Here is a 23,851-nt window from a genome sequence, read left to right as displayed (position 1 = left end):
CGTCGGACACCGATGCCTGCCCGGCCGGGTCCGCCGCCCAACGCCCGCGACGTCCGCCGCACAGCGGTGGGGTCGGGTATCGAGCAGTCGAGGAGAGGAACGTTCATGCGTGCTCGGAACATCGGCGCGGCCGCCGCAACGGCATTGGCACTGGTGGCTGCCCGCGACCTCGTCCAGAAGAAGCACGCACTGCTCAGAAACTTCCCCGTGATCGGACACGCCCGGTACCTGCTGGAGACGATCGGGCCGGAGCTGCGGCAGTACGTCGTGACGTCCAACGAGGAGGAGCGCCCGTTCAGCCGCGATCAGCGCACCTGGATCTACGCGTCGGCGAAGGAGGAGAACAACTACTTCGGGTTCGGAACCGACGTGGACGTCGAGCACGTGCAGGGGCACGCGTACCTGAAGCAGCGCACGTTCGCCGGCACGCTGCCCGACCTGCACGACCCGCAGGCCCCGCTGCCCTCGGCCAAGGTGCTGGGCGGCCCGCGCGGGCGCGCCAGGGCGTTCCGGCCGGCGAGCGTCGTGAACATCTCGGCGATGAGCTTCGGATCGCTGTCCGGCGCGGCCGTCACGGCGCTCAACAAGGGCGCGGCGCTGGCCGGCGCCATGCAGAACACGGGCGAGGGCGGCCTCTCGCCGTACCACCGCAACGGCGGCGACCTCGTCCTCCAGATCGGGACGTCGTACTTCGGCTGCCGCAACGAGGACGGCACCTTCAACCTCGACAAGCTCAAGGACGTGGTCGCCGGAGCCCCGGTCAAGGCGATAGAGATCAAGCTCTCCCAGGGCGCCAAGCCGGGGCTCGGCGGGATGCTGCCGGGCGCGAAGGTGACCCCCGAGATCGCCGAGATCCGCGGCATCCCGGCCGGCAAGGACTGCGCCTCGCCCTCTCGGCACACCGCGTTCCACGACGTCGACTCGATGCTCGACTTCGTGGAGCTGATCGCCACCGAGACCGGTCTGCCGGTCGGGATCAAGAGCGCCGTGGGGGAGATGGGCTTCTGGGAGGAGCTGGCCACGCTGATGGCGCGTGGGGACCGCGGGGTCGACTTCGTGACCATCGACGGCGGCGAGGGCGGCACCGGGGCGGCTCCCCTGATCTTCACCGACTCGGTGTCGCTGCCGTTCCGGATGGGTTTCTCCCGCGTCTACGGCACGTTCGCCGAGCGGGGGCTGACCGACGACCTCACCTTCATCGGCTCCGGCAAGCTCGGCCTGCCCGAGAACGCCGCCGTCGCCTTCGCCCTGGGTGTCGACATGATCAACGTCGCCCGCGAGGCGATGCTGTCCATCGGCTGCATCCAGGCGCAGAAATGCCACACCGACAAGTGCCCCACCGGCATCGCCACCCAGAACCCGTGGCTGGTGCGCGGCGTCGACGCGCCCTCGAAGGCCACCCGGGCCGCTGTCTACCTGCGCACCCTGCGCAAGGAACTGCTGAAGGTCTCGGGAGCCGTCGGCGTCGCCCACCCGGCGCTCATCACCACCACCGACATCGAGATCATGAACGGCGACTACGACGCCCGCACCCTGGCGAGCGTCTACGGCTACAAGGACGGCTGGGGCGAACTCGGCCCGGAGCTCGCCCAGGAGATCACCGCACTGCTCACCGCCGGACCGGACCCTCTTCGGAAGCCGGCCGGCTGACGCGTGACGAGTGGCCGCCGGTGAGCAGCCGGGCGGCCGGGCAGTGGACGGAAGGCTCCACGGGTGTCGGCCCGTGGAGCCGCCCAGCCGGGCGGGACTTTCGAAGAACGCCCTAACGGAGCCCGTAGTAGAGGGAGTTGTGGGCGGTGTCCGGAAGGTACAGCACGTCCTTGCCGTCCGAGTCCTGGCGCACCGCGAGCCGGTCCGCGCTCACGCCCGGCGCGGCGGACTGCGAGGTCCAGGCCCCGTCCGCGGACTGGGTCGCGGCGAAGACCCGGTCGGTGCCGGAGGAGGTCACGTAGTACACCCGCTTGGTGTCCGTCGCGTTCCAGGTGATGCCGAGGGCCGCGGCGGTCTGGCCACCGGCGTACACGGTCTTGCTGACCCAGCTGCTGCCGCTCGGATAGGCGTAGTACACGCGGAAGTTGCCGCCGCTGTCGGCAGAGCGGTAGCGGTAGGCGACCTTCGGGGCGGATCCGTCGAGGGTGAGCTTGGCGCTCTGCACCGCCGGGCCCGTGTAGGCGTTGTCGATGCTCCACTCCTCGCCCGCGGTGAGGTCCTGGATCACGTCGGAGGTGGCGGGCGTCACCGGGGTGGTGACACCCGCGCCCGTGCTGTCGGCGAAGGCGCCGGTCGCCGGGTCGTAGCGCAGGTAGGACAGCTGGTGGCGGAACCCGGTCGCCGGGGCCTTGGCCCACTCGTACAGCAGGTGCACGCGCCCGGCGGCGTCCACCGCCAGGTCGTCGGGGTACACGGAGCGGTTCAGCGCCCCGGCGAAGGTGGCGACCACGCTCCAGCGCGCCGCGGCGTTGTCCCAGCGGTACAGCTTGCCGGGGCGCTGGTCGGCGCCGGAGCCGACCCGGGCGGCCAGGTACAGATCGCCGTTGGGCGCGGTGGTCACGACCGGGTAGGTGATGCCCACGCCCTGGTCGGGCAGTTCGGCCGCGTGGTCCGTGACGTCGGTGCCGGGGGCCTCGGTGCGGAAGTAGCGCCAGGCGTTGGCGTGCATGGAGGCGAACACGTGCAGGCGTCCGCTGCCGTCGCGCGCGACGGAGGGCTGGTTGTGGCCGTTGTCGTCGGGGAATTCGGCCTGCTGCCCGGTGCTGTCGAGCAGTGGCAGACGGCTCCAGACCCCGTCGGGGTCGCGCCGCGCGATGGCCGGGCGGTGCGTGGCGGCCGTCGCGCCGGGCTCGTTGAAGGCGAAGTACGTGTACTGGCCGCGGCCCTTGTACGTGGCGACCGGCGTCCACCAGGCGGCCTGGTTCGACGAGTCCATCGCGTACGGGACCTTCTCGATCACCGTCGCCGAGGCCGCCGCGCCCTGCGTGCTGTCGGCGTGGGCGGCCGGCAGGGCAGTGAGCAGGGCGGCCAGGGCCGCGGCCGAGGCGGCGTACGCGCGTGCCGTGGGACGTCGCAAGGTGGGCTCCTTCGCGGGCGGTGGGGTGAGGCGGACGGGAGCGGTCCCGCGGACCGGTCCGCTCCCTCCGTTGCGCCGGGAGCCTACAGCGGATCCCGGATCATGAATAGAAGTTGCACAATGCGGATTTGAAGTACGTACTGAGGAATGCGAGTGCGGCAAAAGCGGGAGGGTCCGGTGCGGACCGAAACGGCCTGCACCGGACCCTCGCACCGGCACCCAGCAGCACCGGCCCCCTGGTGTCGGACACCCTCGCACCGGACCTCCGGTGCCGGACTCCCGCACCGGACCCCTGGGGCTGCTGGGTGCCGGTGTTTCAGCGCTTGATGAGGTCGGTGACCTCCTCGGCGGCCTTCTTCATCGCGTCCTTCGGCTTCGACCTGCCGACCAGGACGGCCTGGACCTGCTTGGCCACGGCCTCCTCGATCTGGGCGTTCTGCGCGAACTGCCAGAACGGGCTGCCGGTCGCCGTGTCGGTGATCTTCTCGGTCCACTCGGCGGTGAAGGTGTCCTGGGCGACCTTCGGGTCGGCCAGGCCCGCGGTGGTGGACGGCGGCAGGGCGCGGGCGGCGAAGTACTCGGTGGTGGTGGCGCGGTCGGAGGTGGCGTGCAGTGCGAACTCCGTCGCCGCGTCCTGCCCCTTGCCCTTGACGATCGCGATCACACCGCCCCACAGCAGTGCCTGCGGCTTGTCACCGGCGCGCAGCACCGGGCGCTTCATCGGCTGCATCGCGTCGGCCAGCGTCTTGTCCTTGGACTGGGCCGCGGTCACGCCCTTGCCGATGATGGCGTCGTCGTAGAAGGCGGCCTTGCCCTGTCCGAACAGGGCACGGGCGTCGAAGCGGTCCACGTCCGCGGCGATCAGCTTCTCGTCGTGCAGCTTCTTGTACCAGGTGACCGCGTCGACGGAGGCGTCGTCGCCGATGGTGACCTTGTTGCCCTCCAGGAGCGTGCAGCCGAAGGTCTGCATCCACGGGAAGATGTCCTTGAGCTGCGCGACCTTGGTGGCCGCCGCGTAGGGCACGACGCCGCCGCCCAGCCCCTTCAGCTCCCGCAGCGCGTCCTCGAACTCCTCCACGGTGGTGGGGTGCTTCTTGATGCCGGCCTTCGCGAGGAGCTTGGAGTTGGCGATCACACCGATCGAGCCGGTGTTCCACGGCAGGCCGTACTGCTTGCCGTCGTACATGCCGCTGTTCAGCGCCACGTTCGTGTAGCCGCCCTTCAGGGCCGTCGAGCTGAGGTCGGCGAGCTTGCCCATCTGCGCCACCGCGGCGAGCCAGGCGATGTCGAGGTGCACCGCGCCGGTGGTCTCCCCGCCGCCGAGCTTGAGGGTCAGCTGGCTCAGGTACTCGTTGTAGGGGTACGAGACCGCGCGGATCTTGGAGCCCTCGGCCTTCTCCCACGCCTTGATGATCTTCTCGATCGCGGGCTTGGCGGCCTCCTCGTTGAGCGACCAGGAGGTGAAGTCGAAGTCCTTGGACTTCGTGTCGCCTCCGTTGGAGGAGGAGCCGGCGCCGGACGGCGCGCAGGCGCCCAGCACGCCGGCGCCGGCCACACCGAGCGCGCCGATGCCGAACATGCGCAGCGCACCGCGCCGACTGATGCCAGAGGTGGTCATGGTGTCTCCATGGGGGAGTGGGCGGAAAGAAGAGAGGGAAGCGGACGGGGCGGGGCGGATCCCGCGGGACTCAGCTCTTGACCGAGCCGGCGGTCATGCCGCCGACGAGGTAGCGCTGGAGGAACATGAAGGCGATGACCACCGGGATCGACACGATGAGCGAGGCGGCCATCAGCTCGGGCCAGGCGGTCTGGAACTCGCCGATGTAGGTGGAGACGAGGCCGGGCGGCAGGGTCTGCTTCTCCTTGTCGGCCAGCGTGACGGCGAAGATGAAGTCGTTCCAGCCGCGGACGAAGGCGAACAGACCGGCGGCGATCATGCCGGGCGCGGCCAGCGGCGCCACGACGGAGTGCAGCGTCCGCCACCGGGAGGCGCCGTCGATGGACGCCGCCTCCAGCAGGGCGTCGGGGATGGTGTCGAAGATGCCCTTCAGCATCCACACGCACAGCGGCATCGTGAACGTGGTGAAGGACAGCACCAGGGCGGTGTACGTGTTCAGCAGCCCGAAGCCGGAGAACACGGCGTACAGCGTCACCAGCAGGAGCGCCTGGGGGAACATCTGGGAGGCCAGCACCAGGTGCATCAGCGAGCGCCGCCCGCGGTAGCGGAACTTGGAGAACGAGTAGCCCATGTACGTGGCGACGACCACGCTCAGCACGGCGGTGATCGAGGCCACGATCAGGGAGTTGACCAGGTACGTGATCAGCTGGTCGTTCTCGGCGAGGGCCGTGAAGTTGCCGAAGGTGATGTCGGTGGGGATCAGCTTCGGCGGGAACTGGAAGGTCTGCTCGGGGCTGCTCAGGGCGGTGGCCAGCAGCCAGTAGACCGGCAGCATCCCGAAGGCGCCGATCACCAGGACCGCCGTCCAGGCGGCGATCCGCGAACGCAGCAGGTCCTTGCGGATCCGGCGCCGCGAGGTGCGCCCGGCCGACGTCCGGTGCCGGCCGGTGCCCGACAGCGGGGTGGTGGAGGTCGTGGAGGTCATCGGGCGTCGCCCTTCCGCTCGGTGATCCTGAGGTAGACGGCGACCAGGAGCAGCAGAAGCAGCATCCACAGGCCGCCCAGCGCGGTCGCCCGGCCGATGTCGAAGCCCTTGAAGGCGGTCTGGTACACGGCGGTCGCGAAGGTCTCGGTGGCACCGGCCGGGCCGCCGCCGGTGAGCACGTAGATGGTGTCGAAGTGCTGGAAGTTCCAGATGAACTCCAGCAGCAGCACGATCGAGGCGACACCGCGCACCTGCGGCCAGGTCACGGCGAAGAACCGCCGGACGGAGCCCGCCCCGTCCATGGAGGCCGCCTCATGCAGCTCCCTGGGCACGGTCTGCAGGCCGGCCAGGAGCATCACCATCATCCAGGGGAAGCTCGCCCAGGTCTTGGTGACGATGACGGCGAGCATGGCGGTGCCGGGCTGGCCGAGCCAGGAAACGGACTCCTCGATGATCCCGGCCTTCATGAGGATGCCGTTCAGCACGCCGTAGTTCGCGTTGAAGATCCACATCCACAGGAAGGAGACCACCACGCCCGGGATCACCCACGGGAACAGGAACAGGCCGCGCAGGAAGCCGCTGCCCTTCAGCCCCGAGTTCAGCGCGAGCGCGAGCGCGAAGCCGATCACGAAGGGGACGACCGTCGCGCCGACGGTGAAGACCAGCGTCTGCTTCAGGATCGTGAGGAAGTCGCCGTCCAGCCAGTGGGCGAAGTTGTCCAGGCCGACGAACTCGCGGCCCGGAAGGCGCAGGTCCTGCTTGAAGAAGCCCGTGAACAGCGCCGACAGCAGCGGATAGATGATGATCGTCGCGAACAGGGCGATCCCCGGCGCGGTCAGCAGCAGTGCGAACGCTCCGTTGGAGAGCCGGCCGCCAGCCCGCTCGCGGCGTGGAGCGGCCTTGTGGGGAGGTGCGGCCGTACTCATGGGTGTGTCCTCTCGAACGGGGCGGGAGCGGTGGTGCAGGGCATGGCACGCCGGGCCGCGCGCCGGCAGGCGGACGCGGCATGGCCGGGCGTGAGCGGCGGACCGCCCCGTCCCCTGTCCCGGCCGGGCTCCTGTGTGAATGCCATGCATGCTCCATTGAACGCAAGTTGCAGCATGCGGGATCGTTCTCCATATCGCGCGGCGACGTCAACCCTTTTGGCCGGTGAACGCCGGTTCCATGCAGGACCGGCGACATCGCCGAGCAGGCCGAACCTGCCCGTCGGCCCACGGCGGCGGCGTCGTTGGCTGTGCCGGAAATCTACAGCACATCCCACTGACTGAATAGTGGTTGCACAATATGCATGTGATGTACGTTCAAGGCTGCTCCGCTACGCCGGAGAGTACTCGAGCTTCACATCAAGGAGGCCGCACCGTGCGGGAAGAAGAGGCCCACTACGACATCGCCGTCATCGGCGGCGGCCTGGCCGGAACCTGTGCGGCCATCGCCGCCGCCCGGCTCGGCCGACGCGTCGCCCTGGTCAACAACCGACCCGTCCTGGGCGGCAACGCCAGCAGCGAGATCCGCGTCTGGGTCTGCGGCGCCACCGCACACGGCGTCCACCGCTGGGCCCGCGAAACCGGCATCATGGGCGAGCTGTACACCGAGAACCAGTACCGCAACCCCGAAGGCAACCCCTACTACTGGGACCAGGTCGTCCTCGACGCCGTCCGGGCCGAGCCGAACATCGACCTGTACCTCAACACCGACGTACGGGAAGCCGACGCGACCGGCCCCGACGACGCACGCACGATCCACTCCTGCACCGGCTGGACGATGGGCTCAGAACGCCGCATCACCTTCCACGCCCAGCAGTTCCTCGACTGCACCGGCGACGGCCTGCTCGGCCACCTCGCCGGCGCCCACCACCGCATCGGCCGCGAAGCACAATCGGAGTTCGGCGAACCCTGGGCCCCCGAGGAAGCGGACCGGGCCCTGCTCGGCTCCACCATCCTCTTCCACACCAAGGACACCGGCCGCCCCGTCAAATTCGTCCCGCCCACCTACGCCCGCGACCTCGCCACCACCCCCATCCTGCGCAACCGCGTCCTGCGCACCGGCGACAACGGCTGCGACTACTGGTGGATCGAATGGGGCGGTGAACTCGACACCGTCCACGACAACGAACGCATCCGCGACGAGCTCCAAGCCGTGATCATGGGCATCTGGGACCACATCAAGAACTCCGGCGAGTTCCCCGACGCCGAAAACCTCACCCTGGAATGGGTCGGCAGCCTCCCCGGCAAACGCGAGTACCGCCGCTTCCTCGGCGACCACGTCCTCACCCAGCAGGACATCCTCGAACAACGACAGTTCACCGACCGCGTCGCCTTCGGCGGCTGGTCCGTCGACCTCCACCCCGTACAGGGCATGTACGCCGACGAACCCGGCGCCCGCCAGCGCTACGCCGACGGCATCTTCCACATACCCCTGCGCTCCCTGTACTCCGTCAACGTCACCAACCTCCTGTTCGCCGGACGCAACATCTCCGCCACCCACGTCGCCTTCGGCGCCACCCGCGTCATGGCCACCTGCGCCACCCTCGGCGAAGCCGCGGGCACGGCCGCCGCACTGTGCACCACCGAGAACCTCACCCCGCGCGAACTGGCCACCAAGCACCCCGACCTCGTACGCCACACCCTCCTGCGCCAGGACGCCTCCGTCATCGGCCTCGCCGACGACGACCCCCACAACCTCGCCCGCACCGCCCGTACCAGCGCCTCCTCGCACCAGAACCACCTGGCCGCCGAACCCGCACCCGGCACACCCGGCGAACCGTACCCACTCACCCGCGACCTCGCCCTGCTGCTCCCCGCGGACCCCGCGCTCGACACGGTCGACCTGCTCGTCCACGGCGCCCCCGGCCGGCCGAGCGAACTCACCGTGGAACTGTGGGGCACCGGCCGCCCCGAGAACGCCGTGCCCGTCGACCACCTGCTCACCACCACCGTGACCGCACCGGCCGACGGCCCCCACTGGGTCACCGCCCGCCTCGACCACCGCCCCGACAGCCCGCACAACGTGGTCCTGATCGTGCGCGCCTGCCCCGATACGGCCCTGGTCCTCCTCCCCGAACGCACCGACGGCGTCCTCGCCCTGCGCAGCAGGGCCGAAGGGGACGCCGCCGTCGATCACGACATCCCGGAAGAAGAGGGCCAGCGGGTGCTGGAATGGCAGGCCCGCGGCCTGCGCCGCCAGACCTTCGCCTTCCGTGCGACCCCGGACACCGCCGCCTTCCTGCCCGAACGGGCCGTCGGCGGGTACCAGCGCCCCTACGGCGGGCCCCAGATGTGGTCCTCCCGGCCACTGCCCGACCCCGACCGGGCCGCGCAGTGGCTGCGTCTGGACTGGGACGAGGAACAGCAGCTCACCGAAACGCGCGTGGTGTTCGACGACGACGTCGACGAATACCTCAACAACCTGCACCGCCACCGCACCCCGTTCGAGATCATGCCGGAGCTGGTCCGCGACTACCGCATCCAGAGCCGCGAGCCCGACGGCACCTGGCACACCCTGCTGACGGTGACGGACAACCGCCGCCGCCACCGCGTGCACCGGCTGCACGGCGCCGACGGCACCCCCGTACGCACCGACGCGCTGCGGCTCGTGGTGGACGCGACGCACGGCGCACGGCACGCCCACGTGATCGCGTTCAAGGCATACGGCGCACAGCCGGCAGGCGGGGAACGGCAGGTGGGCGACAGCAGGTAGGCAAAAAGGGGCCCGGTGGAGGCGGAAAGCCTCCACCGGGCCCCTCGGCCGGCGGCCCGGAGAAGCGCCGGGCCGCCGGACCGGATCAGAGGGCGCCGAGCGCCTGGCTGATGAGGTCGGCGGCCTCGATGACCTCACGGGTCAGGGTCAGACGCTGCCCCTCGGCCTCGGTGCGGCTGCCGAGAAGAGACGTGGGCCCCCACAGGGAGATGGCGGCGACCACCTCACCCGAGGCGTCCCTGACCGGTGCGGCCAGGGAAGCACGCCCCAGGGCACGCTCCTCGGCCTCGACGGCGTAACCGGTGCGGCGGACGGTGTCGATCTCACCGTCGAGAAGATCATGACTGGTGGTCGTGTACTCGGTGTGCGCCGCCAGCGGCTCGGGAAGCAGTCTGCGGCGCTCCTTGGGCGTCAGCCCCGTGAGCAGGCACTTGCCGATGCTGGTGGCATGCAGCGGAGCACTGTGCCCGGCCTGCGTGTACGACTTCGGAGCGCGGGCCCCCTCGAAGTTGCACAGGAACATCAGCTCGGTACCGCGGCGGATGGCGACGTTGGCCCCGAGGCCGGTGCGGGTGGCAAGGTCCTGAAGCACCATGCGGGCGGCCCGGTGGACGGGATGACGGTTGAGAGCCGTGGCGGCGAGCGGAAGGATGCCGAGACTGAGCCGGTAGAGATTGCTGACCGGATCGCGTTCGACCATGTCGAGACGCTCAAGAGTGGACAGAAGACGGGACGTGGTGGAGGACCCCAGCCCGGTGAGCTCGGCGACATCGGAGACGCGCAGTTCAGCACGGCCGGAGTCGAGTGCGCGCAGCACCGAGACCGCTCGTTCGACACTCTGGTTCGTCCCGACGTCGGTCGCCCGAGTAGCCATGACCCTCCTTATTTTGCAAATCGCTTGCATAATCTGCATCAGCATACCGCGTCAACCCGGGCCCCGTTCCGGAAAACCGCCAGCCCGCAGCCGGAACAAATACAGCCCGCACACCACCCCGCACAAGGCCTCCGAAGCCGAATCGGAACCGGACCCGGAGCCGGGATCAGGGGCGGAGCCGGAGCCGGGACCAGGGGCGGAACCGGAGCCGGGGCCGGGGCCAGGGCCGGGGCCGGGAGGCCGAGGGTGGCGGCGAGCGAGGGCCGTCCGCCACCCGCCGCCGGCGCAGGAGGCTCCCGTACGTTGTGCAGGTGATTGCCTGCACAACTGGAGCATGAGCCTCGATGCGAGAGCGATGGACTCGGCCTTCAAAGCACTGGCCGACCCCACCCGACGACTCCTGTTTCGACCGTCTGCACGAACACAACGGCCAGACGCTGCGCGAACTGTGCGAACGCCTGGACACGGCGCGCCAGTCGGCGACACAGCATCTCGACATTCTGCTGAGGGACCTCATCACCGGCCTTGCGGAAGTGGAGCTGCCCGGCCGCACGAAGCAGCTCCTGGCACTGCTGCCCGAAAGCGCCGGGGCCGAAGCCGCAGCCTGAGCCCTCCGGGTACGGCGACGGACAGCCCACAACCCGTAGGTGCCGCCCAGGAGTTCACCCCCGACCACCCACTCCTCAACGGGTGCGGACGCGCGGAGAAGACCCGATATGCTTCTTCGGCTCTTCGACTCTTCGACTGAGGAGCGCAACGTTCTCTGCGACGAATGGAACAGATCCCGGGCGAAAGCATCTTCCCGGCAGATCGGCGCTCTTCGCTTGTCTGGTCAAGCCTCGGACACCCACACTCGCGAAGGCGCGAGGTAACCGGAAGGGGCCTCATGGCTTCGCGACCGCAGCTCCCCGAAGCGTTCCACAGCGCCGTCGACCGCTTGGCAGGCCAGGATACGGGCGCCCGCCATTCCGCGTTGCTCGAACTGGAGACGCTGGCCATGGAGGACTCCTCGTGGCGGCAGAGCGTGGTGGATGCGATCTGCGATTACCTGCGCGGGCCGGAGGCGGAGGGCGATCCGGGGACGAAGGGTCATCCGGATGCGGAGGGCGAGCAGGAGGTGGAGGACGAGCAGGACCGTGAGACGCGGCGGGAAGCGCTCCGGATTCTGGCCTCCCAGCTGCGCGTTTTCCCGGAAGGCTCCGGAGAGGATCCCCATGACACCGGGATTCCGGAGGGTTTGCAGGTGGATCTCTCCGGCGCCGAGCTCAGGGACGCGGATTTCAGCGGGTGTCTTTTCGGCGAGGCATCCTTCGCGGACGCGTTGTTCAGCGGCCAGTGTGTCTTCGACGATGCGCAGTTCACCGGAGAGGCGCAGTTCCAGTGCGCGCTCTTCTCCTCCGACGCAAGGTTTTCGAGGGTACGGTTCGGCAGCTGGGCTGTTTTCGGCCGCGCTCGATTCCATGGTCGAGCCGATTTCGACGGGGCCCGCTTTCAGGAGACCGCCTGGTTCGGGCGCGGTGAGGAATCGATTGGTGAGGAGGACGAGGCGGCGTGGGAGGCCTTGGAGAAGAGAAGGTCGCTTCCCTGGGCAGAGGTGAACGAGGACGACCCGGAGTGGCCGTACGGTGTTCTCTGCGATGAGTACCAGTCTTGGGAGGAGGGCGGTGACGGAGCGCGTTTCAACGGTGAGGCGTCCTTCCGGGATGCCGGATTCGAGGACGCCGCCTGGTTCTGGAAGGCGCGTTTCGGCGGCCGATCACTGTTCCGGCGTGCGGCGTTCGCCGGCCGCGTACACCTGGACCACCCCTCCGTCGATCTTGCCGATGCCCGGGTGGTCAGCTCCGACGCAGATGATGAGCAGCGCTGGCCTTTCGGCTGGACGGTGAGTTTCGAACGCGGAGGCGGAGGCGAGAACGAGGCGGAACACCAGGGGCGCCTGGTGCCCGATCCTGCCGCCCACGCGTACTCTCGTCAGCTCGCCGATCCGGACCCCGCCGTACGTCTCTCCGGCTTGCGCGCCCTCGAAGGTCTCGGCGATGCCGAACCCGGGCTCAGGCAACGGGTGGCCGACACCCTGTGCGAGTACCTGCGGACGCCCCTGGCGTTCGACGTGACCGCTCGGCCGGAAGCCCTCACCGCCGACCAGGCCCAGGAGTTGCGCGCCCGGCGCACTGCGCAACGAATCCTCGCCGACCGCACGCACCGGTCGGCGGAAACGCGCTGGGAGGGAATCTCTCTGGGACTTTCCGGTGCCACGCTGATCGACTTCGACCTCAGCAGATGTCACCTGGGGTACGGAGACTTCTCCGGAGCCCAGTTCCATGGAGCAACCACATTCGAAGAGGCGGTGTTCAGCGAGGGCGCTGATTTCTGCATCCGAGGCACCCACTCGGGGCGCGCATCCTTCCACGGAAACGCCACTTTCACCGGAGTCCGGTTCGAGGACGTGCTGCGGGGCGTGGGAGACATGATGGGGCGGGGTCTCCAGGGATGCATATTCCATTCTCCGGCCGTCGACATCCCCTGAACAGGCTGATCCAGCAGGAGACGACCCACCCGCCGGGCCGGGGCCTGCCTTCCCGGTCGGGGCGCCGATCCGGCCGCACAAGAACGAGGGCGCGCCGCAGGTTTTCCCGTGGCGCGCCTTCTCGTTGGCCCCTCCGGGTTTCGGCTGAAAAGGTCGGTTCGAGGGGATGAACCGACAGGGCCGAGGCCTTTCCCCGCCCGTCGGCCCCGTCGGCCCCGTCGGCCCCGTCGGCCCCGTCGGCCCCGTCGGCCCCGTCGGCTCTGCCTATATCGCCGCCCCTGAGGTGTTCCCTTCCGGCACCGTCCGGGCGGTGCTCACCCGGTGTTGCCCTGGCGTGCGTAGTGGCGGGAGGCCTTGGCGCGGTTGCCGCAGCCCGCCATGGAGCACCAGCGGCGGGTGCCGTTCTTGGACACGTCGTAGAAGTGCAGGATGCAGGCGGGGTTGGCGCAGGGGCGCAGGCGCTCGGGCCGGTCGTCCAGGAGGTGGAGATAGCTGGATGCCGCCGTCCATGCCGGCATCCAGGACGGGTCGTCGACCTCGGTGACGGTCCGCGGCCCTTCCGGGCCCAGGACGCGACGCAGCCTGCCGTGGGCGAGTACCTCGTTGAGCGCTCTCCGCGCCCGATCGGACGGTGGGGCGGCGTCGACGAGCGCGTCCAGGGCGGCGCGGGTCCCCAGGAGGTTGGTCAAGGTGGGGTCGTCGGCGGCGACGCGATGGTCGTCGAACATCGCGGCGACGGCGGGTGAGGCGAGCCAGCTTGCCAGACCGTCGAGGGAGTCGAGCAGGTCGTGCCGCCCGGCGGCGTCGATCCATCGGGTGTTCAGCAGATCGACCGCGAGCGGCTCACCGATCAGCGGTCGCGGGTCGGCTTCGGCGGGGCCCGGCACAGGCACTCCTTCGGTCGTGGGTGGGTGCACTCCTCAACGCTAACCGGTCACGGAGCTTTCGGTGGTTGACGCTCTCGGTTTCTAACCATTGAAGTCGCATTCAACGGTTACGAACTGTCGGTGACCCCTATCGAAAGCGTGGGATGACATGAGCAAGGCGCAGCAGTTGCAGACCGGTCACGTGGGTCTGAACGTCACCGACCTGGAGCGATCCCTGGCCTTCTACCGCGAGGTCTTCGACTTCGAGGTGATGGGGGAGGGCAAGGAGGACGACCGGCGCTGGGCCTTCCTCGGCCGCGAGGGCCGGCTGATCGTGACCCTCTGGCAGCAGAGCCAGGGCGCCTTCGACACCGGCAGGCCGGGCCTGCACCACCTGTCCTTCCAGGTGGAGACCATCGACGAGGTCAACGCGACCGCCGAGGTCCTGCGTACCCTCGGCGCCGAGTTCGCCTACGACGGCGTGGTGCCGCACGGCGAGGGCGCCACCTCCGGAGGCATCTTCTTCACCGACCCGGACGGCATCCGGCTGGAGATCTACGCACCGACCGGCGCCGACCCCGCTGCCGCCCCGACGCCCGCCGCCCCCACCTGCGGGTTCTTCTAGGGTCCCTTCCCTCTCGTGGCGCGCCACGGCCCGCGTGCCGGGCGCGCCACGCCCCCAGAGCACTTCTGAAAGGAGCCGTGCCCGTGTACCACCGAGGAGAGACGGCGGTGCAGCAGCGCGCCGGCCTTGCGGACCAGGCGGAATTCTCCCAGGGCGGCATCAGGAGGACCGTGCCCGAGGTGGCCGCCGACTTCCTTGCCGAGCAGCCGATGATCATCGTCGGTGGGACAGACGCCGGGGGCCGGATCTGGGCCACCCAGCTCACCGGGGCACCGGGCTTTTTGCGAGTGCCCGACCCCGACGTCCTCACCGTCGCCGCGCTGCCCCACCGGGACGACCCGCTCGCCCCGCTCCTGCGGACGGCCGCCGCCCCCGTCCAGGTCGGCATGATCGCCATCGAACCCGCCACCCGGCGCCGCATGCGCCTCAACGGACGGGCCCGCACCACGGAGCACGGTCTGCGCGTCGACCTCGACCAGGTCATCGCCAACTGCCCCAAGTACCTCCAGAAACGCACCAGTCACCTCGCCGGGGAGGAGAGCGCCTCGGCAGGACCCACCACCGTCGACAGCACTGCCCTGACCCGTCGCCAACAGGAGGCCGTCTCCCGGGCGGACACCTTCTACATCGCCACCGGCGACGACCGCGGAGCCATGGACGCCTCGCACCGCGGCGGCAACCCCGGCTTCGTGCAGGTACTCTCGCCCACCCGCCTGCGCTGGCCGGACTACACCGGCAACGCCATGTTCCTCACCCTCGGCAACCTCCTGCTCAACCCCGCCGCAGGGCTGCTCTTCCCCCACGGGCAGGACGGTGCGCTGCTCCACCTCTCCGGCACCGCCCGCACCGTCTGGGACGCCGAGGAGACCGCCCGGGTCCCCGGCGCGCAACGGCTGGTCGAGTTCTCCGTCGACGCCGTACGCGAGGTCACGGGCGCCTCCGCCCTGCGCTGGGGCGAACCGGCCCACTCCCGCTTCAACCCCCCGGTGCGCTGAGCACCCGGGCAGGCCCCGAGCGGCCCGCGCCCGCGCCCGACCCCGTCGCCCTTCCCCCGCCCTGCCGCTTTCTTTCCCTTCCCTTCTCTTCCCTGGAGCCGACCGTGCAGTTCACCGTGGACATGAACCTTTGTGAGAGCCACGGGCAGTGCGTCTTCGCCGCCCCCGAGGTGTTCTCCTTCGACGACGAGGACTACCTCGTCGTCGCCCCCGACCCCGACGGGTCCCTGCGCGACAAGATCGAGAAGGCGGCGAGTACCTGCCCGGTACGGGCCATCACCCTCGCGCCGGCCGCACGGTGAGCGCCGACAGCCGCCGACTGGTGATCGTCGGCGCGTCCCTCGCCGGCCTGCGGGCCGCCCAGGCCCTTCGGCAGGAAGGCTTCACCGGCAGTCTGACGCTCATCGGCGACGAACCCCACGCCCCCTACGACCGGCCGCCGCTCTCCAAGAGCTTCCTGACGTCCGAGGCCCCACCGCCCGACACCGGTCTGCCCATGCCCGCCGGCCTCGGCGCGCACCTGCTGCTCGGCAGCCCCGCCGCGGAGCTCTCACCGGAAGAACGCGTGCTCTCCCTGGCGGACGGCACCCGCGTTCCCTACGACGGCCTGTTGATCGCCACCGGAGCCAGGGCCCGCGGCCGGCCCGGCGCGGCGCCCCCTCCGGGGTCCTGACCCTGCGCGGCCGCGACGATGCGGAGGTCCTGCGGAGCAGGCTCGGCTCCGGGCACCGGCTCGTTGTGCCTGGCCACCCGCGGGGTGACGGTCGGTCAGGCGGCCTCGTGCTCCGCTTCCAGCTCCTTCTTCAGGCGCTGCAGAGTGACCTTCATCGACTCCCTGTTGTGAGTGGCCCGGTCCCGGACACCGGTCACCAGCGAACTGGCGACGGTGATGAGCCTGCCCCGCCGGTCCACCCAGGTCTCGGTGACCCGGGTGGACGCGCCGTTCTCCTCCGGCTCGAAGGCGTAGCTCCACTCCGCGACGAGCATCCCGGCGGCACGTACCTCGAAGGCGAACCGTTCCCCCGGCACGGCCGCGGTGACCGTGCACGCGGTCGACCACGGCCGTCCCTTGGCGCCCTGGTTGCGGCCGGTGAAGCGGGTGCCGACCGCGGTGCCGGAGCCGCCGCCGGTGGCCCCGGTGATCTCGGCCCCGGTGCATTCGGGGCTCCAGCGGCCCATGTTCGTGACCTCGGCCACCGCTTCGTAGACGACGGCGGGCGGGACTGCTATTCGGGTCGTCTCCGAGACGGTCCGGGGCAGCTCCGGCGCTGACTGCGACATGGTCTCGTTCCTCCAGACATTACGGCGGATTGCCGCTGTTCGGGCGTTGCAGCAGGGCGTGAAGCGTACCAACCGGAAGGATCGCCACCACCTCGGCTCCAGAGCAAGGCTTCACCTCCCTCGCTCACCTTCAACCATCGCCTGATACAAGGAAAATGACGGGCAGTCACTTCGCTGGTCCGAGCCGTGCCTGCCCTCCGTCGGGTCCGACGGACCGCGGCGGAGGCGCCGTTACGGCCGGCAGGTCCTGTCGGCCGCCGCCGCGTCGTCACGCCGAGGCCGGGTGAGCCCCGGGCGATGAAGCCGCAGGACGTGACGGGGGCGGGGTGTCAGGCCTTCGCGAACTGGGCGACGTACTCGTCGAAGGGCTCGATGCCGACTTCCGCACGGAGTTCGTCCATCCGCTCGGGCTCTTCGCAGGGCCACGGAACCGGTGAACCGTCCTTCACACCGGCAATTTGAGTGCCGTAGACCTGCTTGCGGCCCTCGTTGACCAGTGTGCGGTCGCGCAGAAAAGCCAGCTCACGGGGGCCGGCCGAGCCTGCCGACACCGCCTGTTGCATCAACCGGAGGGCGCGCCGCTGGACATCGAGCTGCCGGTCGGCGTGCTGGGCGATCAGCCACGCCGCGCCTGCGGCCTCCTCGCCGACCAGTTCTGCCGTCGGCCAGCCGTGCTCGTCCATGATCTCGTTCAGCCGGTCGCCGTGCCGTGCGGTCAGTCGCCGCCACTCCAACTGCTCGGCCGGGTCGTCGCTGTTCGCGCGGATTGAGGTCTGGCGATCGGCCGCAGCCATGTCGGTGAGTTCCACCGCCAGCGTGGCAACGTCGTGCGTCATACTCAACTCCCTGGTTGTGTCGGATCATTGTGTTCGTCGACCGCAACCCTAAAGGCTCGAATCAGGTGTAAAGATCATTCCGGAGAACGGTGGCAGAAGCCTGCTCGCACCCGGAAAATGGATTTGTGCCCGGAGTCGGAGCCGAACGAGATGCCCCGGCTGCCGACCCGTGCCAAATGGCTGCCCCGGGCCCTCCGGCGCCTGCCGCGACCGCCTTCTCCGGATGCGGTGGCACCGCCGGGCGGTTCCGGTCCGACGCCCGGCGGCCTACGGAGCGGGTGTGTAGCCGCGGGTGCGGACGAGGTTGTGGGTGAGTCGGGTGAAGGCGTGGGTGGCGGCGCTTTCGTAGGCGTCTGTGCGTCGCAGGAGGGTGACGGTGCGGGCGGGCAGGGGCGGGGTGAGGGGGACGGGGGTGAGGTGGGGATGGTCGTGGGTGATGGCGTCGGGCAGGACGGTGGCCAGGCCGGTGCGTTGGACGATTTCGGTGAGGGCCTGGATGGAGTTGGCCTCGACCGTGATGCGGGGGGCGGTCCGGTGGCGGGTGAAGTAGGCATCGATGTGGCTGCGGGTGGCGAAGTCGCCGCTCAGCAGGGCGAGTTGCTGGTCGGTGAGCTCTCTCACGGGTAGCGGGGAGGCCTGGTCGGCAGCGGGTTGGCGGGTGCCGGTGACCAGAGTGAGGGTCTCGGTGAACAGGGCGGTGGCGGTGATGCCGGGGAGGTGGGCGCCGACGAAGGCGATGCCGAGGTCGAGGTCGTCGGCGAGCAGAGACGTTTCGATGCGGTCCTGGGACATCTCCGTCAGGGTGAGGCCGACGCCGGGGTGGCGGGCGTGGAGCTCGGCGATGAGCGGGCCGATCAGGTAGGCGGTGAAGGTGGGGGTGACGCCCAGGCGCAGGTGGCCGCGGGAGAGGTCCTGGACGTCATGAACGGCGCGTTCGGCGGCGGCCAGGTCGCGCAGCGCGCGCCGGGCGTGGTCGGTGTAGACGGCTCCGGCGTCGGTGAGGCGCACGGTGCGGCCGGTGCGGTCCAGCAGCTGCACGCCCAGGGTCCGCTCCAGCTGCTTGATCTGCTGGGAGAGCGTGGGCTGGGAGATGTGCAGTTCCTCGGCGGCGCGGGTGAAGTTGCCGTGTTCGGCCACGGCGAGCAGATAGCGCAGGTGACGCAGTTCGAGAGCAGCCATGACCGCGACTATAGTTGAAGTCAATAAATTTTATGCCCAATGGCTCTTGGGTGCTATAGGTGCAGGTCATGCATGGTTGATCTCGCCAACCAGCAGGGGGTCGATCACCACCCGAAAGGAGTGACCATGGAGGACCTCGCCGACGGCGTCGCCCGTTCCCAGGAGGACGCCTTCCGGCAAGGGCGGAGCTGCTGGGTCTGGACGGCGCGGCGCTGCTGCTGCAGACCATCCCGGTCCGCGGTTCGATGCCGAACCGGATCCCGACCGACCCGACGATGTGCCGGTTCTACGAGATGCTCCAGGTCTACGGCACCACCCTCAAGGTCCTGGTCCACGAGGGGTTCGGCGACGGCATCATCTCCGCGATCGACTTCGGGCTCGACGTGAAGAAGGCCGCCGGCCCCGAGGGCGGCGGAACCGGGCCGTCGCCGTCCGGGCGCATCCGCGCGAGGAGCCTGCTCGTCGGGGCGACGGCGGCGCACATGCTCTCGCCGGAGTTCGTCAGGGGCCTGGTTCTTCCCGCGTGTCGAAGGCGTCGCGGGCACGCTCGATGGCGGGCAGATGCTCTGAGGCCCACGCCAGCAGTACGTCCACGGGATGCCGGAGGGTCTTGCCGAGGGCCGTGATGCGGTACCTGATCGCGATGGGGCGCGTGGAGACGACCTCGCGCTCGATCACGCCGTTCCGTTCGAGTCGCCGAAGTGTCGCGGTCAGCGACTTCTGCGTGACCTGCGGGATGGCCCGGCGCAGTTCGTTGAAGCGGCAGGGGCGTTCGCAGAGTTCGTCGAGGACGCTGAGGGACCACTTGTCGAGGACTTGATCGAGCAGTTCGCGGTGCGGGGCGTCGATGCGGAGTCCGGCGTCGGTATCCATGGCGAAACCTGGTCTCGTTGAAGTGTCCTTCTTGCACTAAGTAGCTTACGGATACCTAGTTCGGAGGAGAGATACACCCATGACTGTTCAGCACTTCACGCCGGAAGGCATGCTGCAGCCGGTCCCGTACCACCACGTGGCCGTGGGCACCGGGACGACGCACATCCACGTCAGCGGTCAGGTCGCCCGCCGGGCCGACGGGACGCCGGTCGCCCCCGGTGACCTGGCCGGGCAGGTCGCGCAGGCACTGCGCAACACCGCCGTCGGGCTGGCGGGCGCGGGCGCGTCGTTCGCGGACGTGCTGCGCCTGACGTTCTACGTGACCCGGTGGAGCCCGGAGAGGATCGGCGACTTCATGACCGGTGTGGAGGCCGTCGCCGATGAGATCGGGCTTCGTCTCCCCATGCCTCCGGCCTCCCTCATCGGTGTCGAGTACCTCTTCGAGCCGGATGTGCTCGTCGAGGTCGAGGCGACCGCGCTGCTCGGATGATTCTTGAGACAGATGTCTTTCGGCACCGTCTTCATGTGATCGTGGCTTTGTGCGCGACAGAGGGTTCTGGCGCACGTTCCATTCGTGTCGTGAGGCGCAGCATCTGTGGCCCAAGGGTTGTCCCGCCAGGCATTGCGGGACAACCCTTGGGGCCAATCCGCGCACACCGGGCTTCACCAGGATCAGTGCTGCGCGGGAGGCGGTCATGGGCGATGTCCCGCTTCGCCGCATGGGCCTCTGCCGAGGCCTCGCCGCGGATGTGCTGATCGGCGAGCGGCCCACCATTCTCCAGCAGGAAGGATGGGCCGCTTTGTGCGTCCGTCACAGGGTGTTGGTGCCTCTGGGGGCGTTGCCGGCGGCGGGAAGCGGCTGGTGTCCCTCGTCCCAGTGGTTGGACCATCCGCAGAGCCCGCATGCGTACCGGCCGTTGAGGCCGTGGATTTCGGCGTCGCAGCCACGGCATCTGGTGGTGGTGATCTCCGGGGTCATGGCGGGGCCGGGTGCGGTGGACGACCAGCCGCATTGGTTGCTGCAGGCCCATGACCCGTCGGGGCCCTGGGTGGCTGCTGCGCCGCAATTTCCGCACGTCATGATGGCCTCCGGGGTGGCCTCGCCTGTGGGGGTGGCGGCGAGGTCAGGGCCAGTTTGGCAGGGTTGGAGGGTGAAGGGGAGGGGTTCGGGGCGAGGGCGACCCGTTCTGGGATGGTTCGACGCGCCTGCCGCCATTGCCGCCATTGGCGTCCTCGCGGTCCTCGCGGTCCTCGCCGTCTCCGCCGACCTCGTGCAGCTCTGTCGAACGCGGGGCATTTCCGGTGGCCTCCGCCCTGAGCGTCACTCGGTCGTCGGGGTGGGCCGGCCTGCTCCGAGAGGTGTCCACTTTGGAGCCTCGGGCTGGATCCCGGCCGAACGACAGGGCTGCGCGAGCGACGCTCGCCGATGTGGCGCCAAGCCCGGTCCGCTCCCGGAGCGGGCCGTGCCCGCTCTGACATCCGGACTGTGCGAGGCGCCGACCGGCATCCACGCGACCGGGCTCGTCCGGCGGGACCTGAAGTTCTCGAACATCATGGTCACCACCGGCGGGCCGGAGGTGACCGACCGCGGCATCGTCCGGGCGCTGCACGGACCCACACGGGGCGGGCCGATGAAGCGGCGCCGCCCCGGCCTCACTTCACCCGCGGGGCTATGGCCTTCGCCAGTTTCACGACATCGGCGAAATCCCCGTACTCGTTGTCGGAAGCCACCGACAGCACCCGGTCACCGATCTGCATCATGACGAACTCCTGACCGACGTAAGCCGCCCGGTCGACCTTGACGAGCACGCCTTCCTCCCGCGGGCCGTCAACCGCGCTGACGGTCACCGTCACCGGATTGAGCTGCCCCGTGGAGCTCTGCTCGTAGGTGCTTCCGCAGACCCCCTCCAGCAACTTCAGCCTGCTGAGCACCCTCTCCGCCTCCCCCGCGGAGTAGGAGTTCACCACGACCCCGACTTCGTGGGACGACGAGTCGACGACCCCCACTTTGGCGTACGCGGCCGAGCTGCCGATGGCCGCCCCCGTTCCGCGGGCGGCCAGCTGGTCACAGCTGGGGACCGTGGGGCTGGGATCGGCGGATTGCGGCAGCGGCTTCGGGCCACTGTCCTCCTCCGTGAAGACGGAGGACAGCTTCCAGCCCGCAGGCAGGGTGTTCTTGGTCGGCAGGTAGGTTTTCAGGACCGACCCCGGCACCACGTTCGGGTCCACGGTGGGGGGTGCGGGCGTCACCGGCGACGGGCTGGCAGCGGAACCGGCCGCTGCCGACGGGCTTTCGGCCGATGCCCCGGCCGTCGGCTGCTCTGTCGGCTGCGAGCTGCAACCCGCACAGATGACGGCCGCGCACACAGCCCCGGCAACTGTGGAGAATCGGAATGTACTCACCAACACCTCGTCTCTCTGCTCTGTAAGACAGCACATCAGACTGACACGCCCACCGTTGCGAACCACATGTGGGGCCACCCCTGACGCCCCACCGGTCAGCTGCACTCCAAAGGGCCGCCCGGCTTTCCGGGGCCTTTGCGTCGTCGACCGCCTCTCCTTCAACGGCACCGTCATCGAGCCGGGAACCGCCTCCTGCCGACTCGCCACCACCCACGCCCGCACCGCGCAGGACCCTGCGGGCTGAGCAAGAACTCGCTGGTCACAAGCTCGAACCAGTTGCCATGATCCACTTCATGGCGATCCTCGACATCCTGACCGAAGTTGCGAGGACAAGCCGATGGGGCCCCGTGGCCACCGGCGCCGACTGGAACGAGGTGACCACGATCTTCGGCGACCAGTGCGCCCTCACGGCCCTTCCCAGCGGAGCGACCTTCGCCTTCGAGATCGCCCAAGGCGCAGAACCGGTCCTGAACGTCGTGGGGCTACCGGGCGACTCCCACGACTGCCCAGTCCCGCCTCGCCGGACGACACCCTGACAAGTGTTGTCAGAACTCGGGTTCTGGCTCGGCTTCTGTGATGCGGCCACGCTGAGTGACGAATGTGGTCTGCTGGACGGGTCGGGAAGTTGCCCCGAAGACGAGCCTGAAAAGCCCTGCAGATGGAAGAACCGTTGATGGTGTGGCTGACATCGTCCATGCGATCAAGGTTTTGGAGGACTTGGCCCAGTGCGGATCTATATCAGTGCGGACATGGAGGGCATTACGGGGCTTGTCGACTCCGACGATGTCCAGCCCGGTGGCCGGGACTACGAGCGCGGACGTCAGATGATGGCCGAGGACGTCAACGCGGCCGTCCGAGGAGCGGTCGCAGCAGGCGCCACCCACATCACCGTGAACGACGCACACGGCCCCATGCGCAACCTTCTGCCCGAGGCCCTGCACCCGGCGGCCCGCCTCATCCGCGGCAAACCCAAGAACATGGGCATGCTGGACGGTCTCGCTGCCGACCACGACGCCGTGATCTGCGTCGGTTACCACTCCCGAGCCGGCACACTCGGTGTGCTGAGCCACAGTTTCATGGGGCACGAGATCGAGGACATGTGGCTGGACGGCCGGCCGGTGGGGGAGATCGGCCTGGCCCACGCGACCGCAGCAGCTCTCGGTGTTCCCGTGGCGGTACTCACCGGCGACGACAGCGCTTGCGAGGAAATGAAGGAGTGGGACCCCTCGGTCACCACCGTGGCCGTGAAGTACGCCCGTGACCGTTTCGCGGCCGAACTACGCCCTGCGGACGAGGCACGTGCGGCAATCGAAAAGGCCGTTGCCACAGGCTGTGTCGCATCGAGGGTTCCGTCGACGGTTTCGGAACCGGCCACCCTCGCCGTCCGATGGCAGTCGGCCTCGGTGGCCTCCGCGCTTCAGGGCATCCCCGGGGTCACCGCCACGGACCCCCGGATCGTTCAGGCGCAGGGCGCTCTGCCCAGCCTCTACCGTCAGTTCGGGGTGTGGATGCGGGTGGCGGCTTCCATGACCACCCAGTCACCGTACTGCTGACCACTGTGAACGGAACTGAATCGCACCAGGTCCCATTCGCCCCTGCCCCAGCACCGGGCGACGGCAGGTGACGAACCACAGGCTGCTGAGGTGACTGGTGCGGCACGGCCTGCCAGTCACCTGTACAGCAGGACAGGCTTGCACAAGATTAAAAACCGGCGCGACCGAACAACTGACGCTTGAGCACCTTGGTCCGGTTCACGCGACCTTCGACGGCGCCTGAATTCCAGGGCAGGGCCGGTTCGGCGATGGCGGCATCACGGTCGCGGCAGACGACTTCGACACCGGGCCGTTGGGCCGGTCACGCGGTCGGCGTCGATGCCTTCCGGTCCGGCAGCAGGTCGAGCAGGCGCCGGGTCCCGGCGGGAACAACAGCTCCTTCAGCCAAAGCGCGATCTCTTCCCCGGCCCCGACCGGTCATCCCGACAGCCCTGACCATGGCTCATTTTCGGGCGACTTCACCTGCTGCCCGG

The 23,851-nt window shown here is 69.3% G+C and carries 22 protein-coding genes and 2 pseudogenes; 12 read left to right on the top strand and 12 right to left on the bottom strand.

Annotated elements, in window-relative coordinates; all coding sequences use genetic code 11:
* Positions 1-105: 105 nt before the first annotated feature.
* Positions 106-1,650, top strand: a complete 1,545-nt coding sequence (locus tag ACWCXX_RS19960; protein ID WP_451128960.1) for an FMN-binding glutamate synthase family protein — start codon at positions 106-108, stop codon at positions 1,648-1,650.
* 112 nt (positions 1,651-1,762) lie between these two features.
* On the opposite strand, the gene ACWCXX_RS19955 is transcribed toward ACWCXX_RS19960, so the two are convergent.
* The 4 genes from ACWCXX_RS19955 to ACWCXX_RS19940 all read right to left on the bottom strand — a co-directional run bounded on the left by ACWCXX_RS19955 (position 1,763) and on the right by ACWCXX_RS19940 (position 6,596).
* A complete protein-coding gene (locus tag ACWCXX_RS19955; RefSeq protein WP_451128958.1) occupies positions 1,763-3,067 on the bottom strand; it encodes a BNR-4 repeat-containing protein in 1,305 nt (434 codons plus the stop codon).
* A gap of 316 nt (positions 3,068-3,383) precedes the next feature.
* The gene (locus tag ACWCXX_RS19950) at positions 3,384-4,685 is read right to left on the bottom strand and encodes a sugar ABC transporter substrate-binding protein (protein ID WP_451128956.1); all 1,302 of its coding nucleotides are present in this window, start codon (positions 4,683-4,685) and stop codon (positions 3,384-3,386) included.
* Positions 4,686-4,755: 70 nt separating this feature from the next.
* Positions 4,756-5,670 carry a carbohydrate ABC transporter permease gene (locus ACWCXX_RS19945; RefSeq protein ID WP_451128954.1) on the bottom strand — a complete coding sequence of 305 codons (915 nt, stop codon included), beginning with the start codon at positions 5,668-5,670 and terminating at the stop codon, positions 4,756-4,758.
* On the bottom strand, positions 5,667-6,596 hold the full coding sequence (locus ACWCXX_RS19940; RefSeq protein ID WP_451128952.1) for a carbohydrate ABC transporter permease: 930 nt from the start codon (positions 6,594-6,596) through the stop codon (positions 5,667-5,669). The genes ACWCXX_RS19945 and ACWCXX_RS19940 overlap by 4 nt, the downstream gene beginning before the upstream one ends.
* Before the next feature lie 433 nt (positions 6,597-7,029).
* On the opposite strand from ACWCXX_RS19940, the gene ACWCXX_RS19935 reads away from it, so the two are divergent.
* Positions 7,030-9,366 (top strand): FAD-dependent oxidoreductase, encoded by a 2,337-nt coding sequence (locus tag ACWCXX_RS19935; RefSeq protein WP_451128950.1) that lies wholly within the window; start codon positions 7,030-7,032, stop codon positions 9,364-9,366.
* A gap of 85 nt (positions 9,367-9,451) precedes the next feature.
* Here the strand turns inward: ACWCXX_RS19935 and ACWCXX_RS19930 are convergent, their stop codons facing one another.
* A complete protein-coding gene (locus ACWCXX_RS19930; RefSeq protein WP_451128948.1) occupies positions 9,452-10,240 on the bottom strand; it encodes an IclR family transcriptional regulator in 789 nt (262 codons plus the stop codon).
* A gap of 355 nt (positions 10,241-10,595) precedes the next feature.
* Here ACWCXX_RS19930 and ACWCXX_RS19925 point away from each other — a divergent pair.
* Positions 10,596-10,743 (top strand): annotated as a pseudogene (locus ACWCXX_RS19925) (winged helix-turn-helix domain-containing protein); the annotation flags it as partial.
* Between the two features lie 383 nt (positions 10,744-11,126).
* Positions 11,127-12,767: a pentapeptide repeat-containing protein gene (locus tag ACWCXX_RS19920; protein WP_451128946.1), complete on the top strand. Its 1,641-nt coding sequence runs from the start codon at positions 11,127-11,129 to the stop codon at positions 12,765-12,767.
* Positions 12,768-13,081: 314 nt separating this feature from the next.
* Here the strand turns inward: ACWCXX_RS19920 and ACWCXX_RS19915 are convergent, their stop codons facing one another.
* Positions 13,082-13,654, bottom strand: coding sequence for a CGNR zinc finger domain-containing protein (locus ACWCXX_RS19915; protein WP_451128944.1), 573 nt, complete (start codon positions 13,652-13,654; stop codon positions 13,082-13,084).
* 148 nt (positions 13,655-13,802) lie between these two features.
* Between ACWCXX_RS19915 and ACWCXX_RS19910 the strand changes: the two genes are divergently transcribed.
* From ACWCXX_RS19910 to ACWCXX_RS19895, 4 genes are all read left to right on the top strand, one after another.
* Complete coding sequence (locus tag ACWCXX_RS19910) at positions 13,803-14,258, top strand: VOC family protein (protein WP_451128942.1); 456 nt, start codon at positions 13,803-13,805, stop codon at positions 14,256-14,258.
* 77 nt (positions 14,259-14,335) lie between these two features.
* Positions 14,336-15,253: a pyridoxamine 5'-phosphate oxidase family protein gene (locus tag ACWCXX_RS19905; RefSeq protein WP_451128940.1), complete on the top strand. Its 918-nt coding sequence runs from the start codon at positions 14,336-14,338 to the stop codon at positions 15,251-15,253.
* Positions 15,254-15,357: 104 nt separating this feature from the next.
* Positions 15,358-15,555 (top strand): ferredoxin, encoded by a 198-nt coding sequence (locus ACWCXX_RS19900; RefSeq protein ID WP_451128938.1) that lies wholly within the window; start codon positions 15,358-15,360, stop codon positions 15,553-15,555.
* Positions 15,552-15,926 (top strand): FAD-dependent oxidoreductase, encoded by a 375-nt coding sequence (locus ACWCXX_RS19895; RefSeq protein ID WP_451128936.1) that lies wholly within the window; start codon positions 15,552-15,554, stop codon positions 15,924-15,926. The genes ACWCXX_RS19900 and ACWCXX_RS19895 overlap by 4 nt, the downstream gene beginning before the upstream one ends.
* A gap of 95 nt (positions 15,927-16,021) precedes the next feature.
* Here the strand turns inward: ACWCXX_RS19895 and ACWCXX_RS19890 are convergent, their stop codons facing one another.
* From ACWCXX_RS19890 to cynR, 3 genes are all read right to left on the bottom strand, one after another.
* Positions 16,022-16,534, bottom strand: coding sequence for an SRPBCC family protein (locus tag ACWCXX_RS19890; RefSeq protein WP_451128934.1), 513 nt, complete (start codon positions 16,532-16,534; stop codon positions 16,022-16,024).
* Between the two features lie 329 nt (positions 16,535-16,863).
* A complete protein-coding gene (locus ACWCXX_RS19885; RefSeq protein ID WP_451128932.1) occupies positions 16,864-17,370 on the bottom strand; it encodes a DUF6624 domain-containing protein in 507 nt (168 codons plus the stop codon).
* 267 nt (positions 17,371-17,637) lie between these two features.
* A complete protein-coding gene (gene cynR, locus ACWCXX_RS19880; protein WP_451128930.1) occupies positions 17,638-18,549 on the bottom strand; it encodes a transcriptional regulator CynR in 912 nt (303 codons plus the stop codon).
* A gap of 176 nt (positions 18,550-18,725) precedes the next feature.
* Between cynR and ACWCXX_RS19875 the strand changes: the two are divergent.
* Positions 18,726-18,962: pseudogene (locus ACWCXX_RS19875) on the top strand (cyanase); the annotation flags it as partial.
* An 88-nt stretch (positions 18,963-19,050) separates the two neighbouring features.
* Here ACWCXX_RS19875 and ACWCXX_RS19870 read toward each other — a convergent pair.
* Positions 19,051-19,422 carry a winged helix-turn-helix transcriptional regulator gene (locus ACWCXX_RS19870; protein WP_451128928.1) on the bottom strand — a complete coding sequence of 124 codons (372 nt, stop codon included), beginning with the start codon at positions 19,420-19,422 and terminating at the stop codon, positions 19,051-19,053.
* A gap of 79 nt (positions 19,423-19,501) precedes the next feature.
* Here ACWCXX_RS19870 and ACWCXX_RS19865 point away from each other — a divergent pair, with 79 nt between their 5' ends.
* Positions 19,502-19,912 (top strand): RidA family protein, encoded by a 411-nt coding sequence (locus ACWCXX_RS19865; protein WP_451128926.1) that lies wholly within the window; start codon positions 19,502-19,504, stop codon positions 19,910-19,912.
* A 321-nt stretch (positions 19,913-20,233) separates the two neighbouring features.
* On the opposite strand, the gene ACWCXX_RS19860 is transcribed toward ACWCXX_RS19865, so the two are convergent.
* Positions 20,234-20,503, bottom strand: a complete 270-nt coding sequence (locus tag ACWCXX_RS19860) for a hypothetical protein (RefSeq protein WP_451128924.1) — start codon at positions 20,501-20,503, stop codon at positions 20,234-20,236.
* Positions 20,504-21,075: 572 nt separating this feature from the next.
* The gene (locus tag ACWCXX_RS19855) at positions 21,076-21,672 is read right to left on the bottom strand and encodes a hypothetical protein (protein ID WP_451128922.1); all 597 of its coding nucleotides are present in this window, start codon (positions 21,670-21,672) and stop codon (positions 21,076-21,078) included.
* A gap of 446 nt (positions 21,673-22,118) precedes the next feature.
* Between ACWCXX_RS19855 and ACWCXX_RS19850 the strand changes: the two genes are divergently transcribed.
* Together ACWCXX_RS19850 and ACWCXX_RS19845 are read left to right on the top strand one after the other, a co-directional pair.
* On the top strand, positions 22,119-22,361 hold the full coding sequence (locus ACWCXX_RS19850; protein ID WP_451128920.1) for a hypothetical protein: 243 nt from the start codon (positions 22,119-22,121) through the stop codon (positions 22,359-22,361).
* 189 nt (positions 22,362-22,550) lie between these two features.
* Positions 22,551-23,378 carry a M55 family metallopeptidase gene (locus ACWCXX_RS19845; RefSeq protein WP_451128918.1) on the top strand — a complete coding sequence of 276 codons (828 nt, stop codon included), beginning with the start codon at positions 22,551-22,553 and terminating at the stop codon, positions 23,376-23,378.
* The last annotated feature ends 473 nt before the right edge of the window (positions 23,379-23,851 follow it).

The sequence above is a fragment of the Streptomyces sp. NPDC001732 genome (assembly GCF_053596315.1).
The sequence above is the reverse complement of the archived record's forward strand: the minus strand, read 5'-3'. Positions and strand labels throughout refer to the sequence as shown.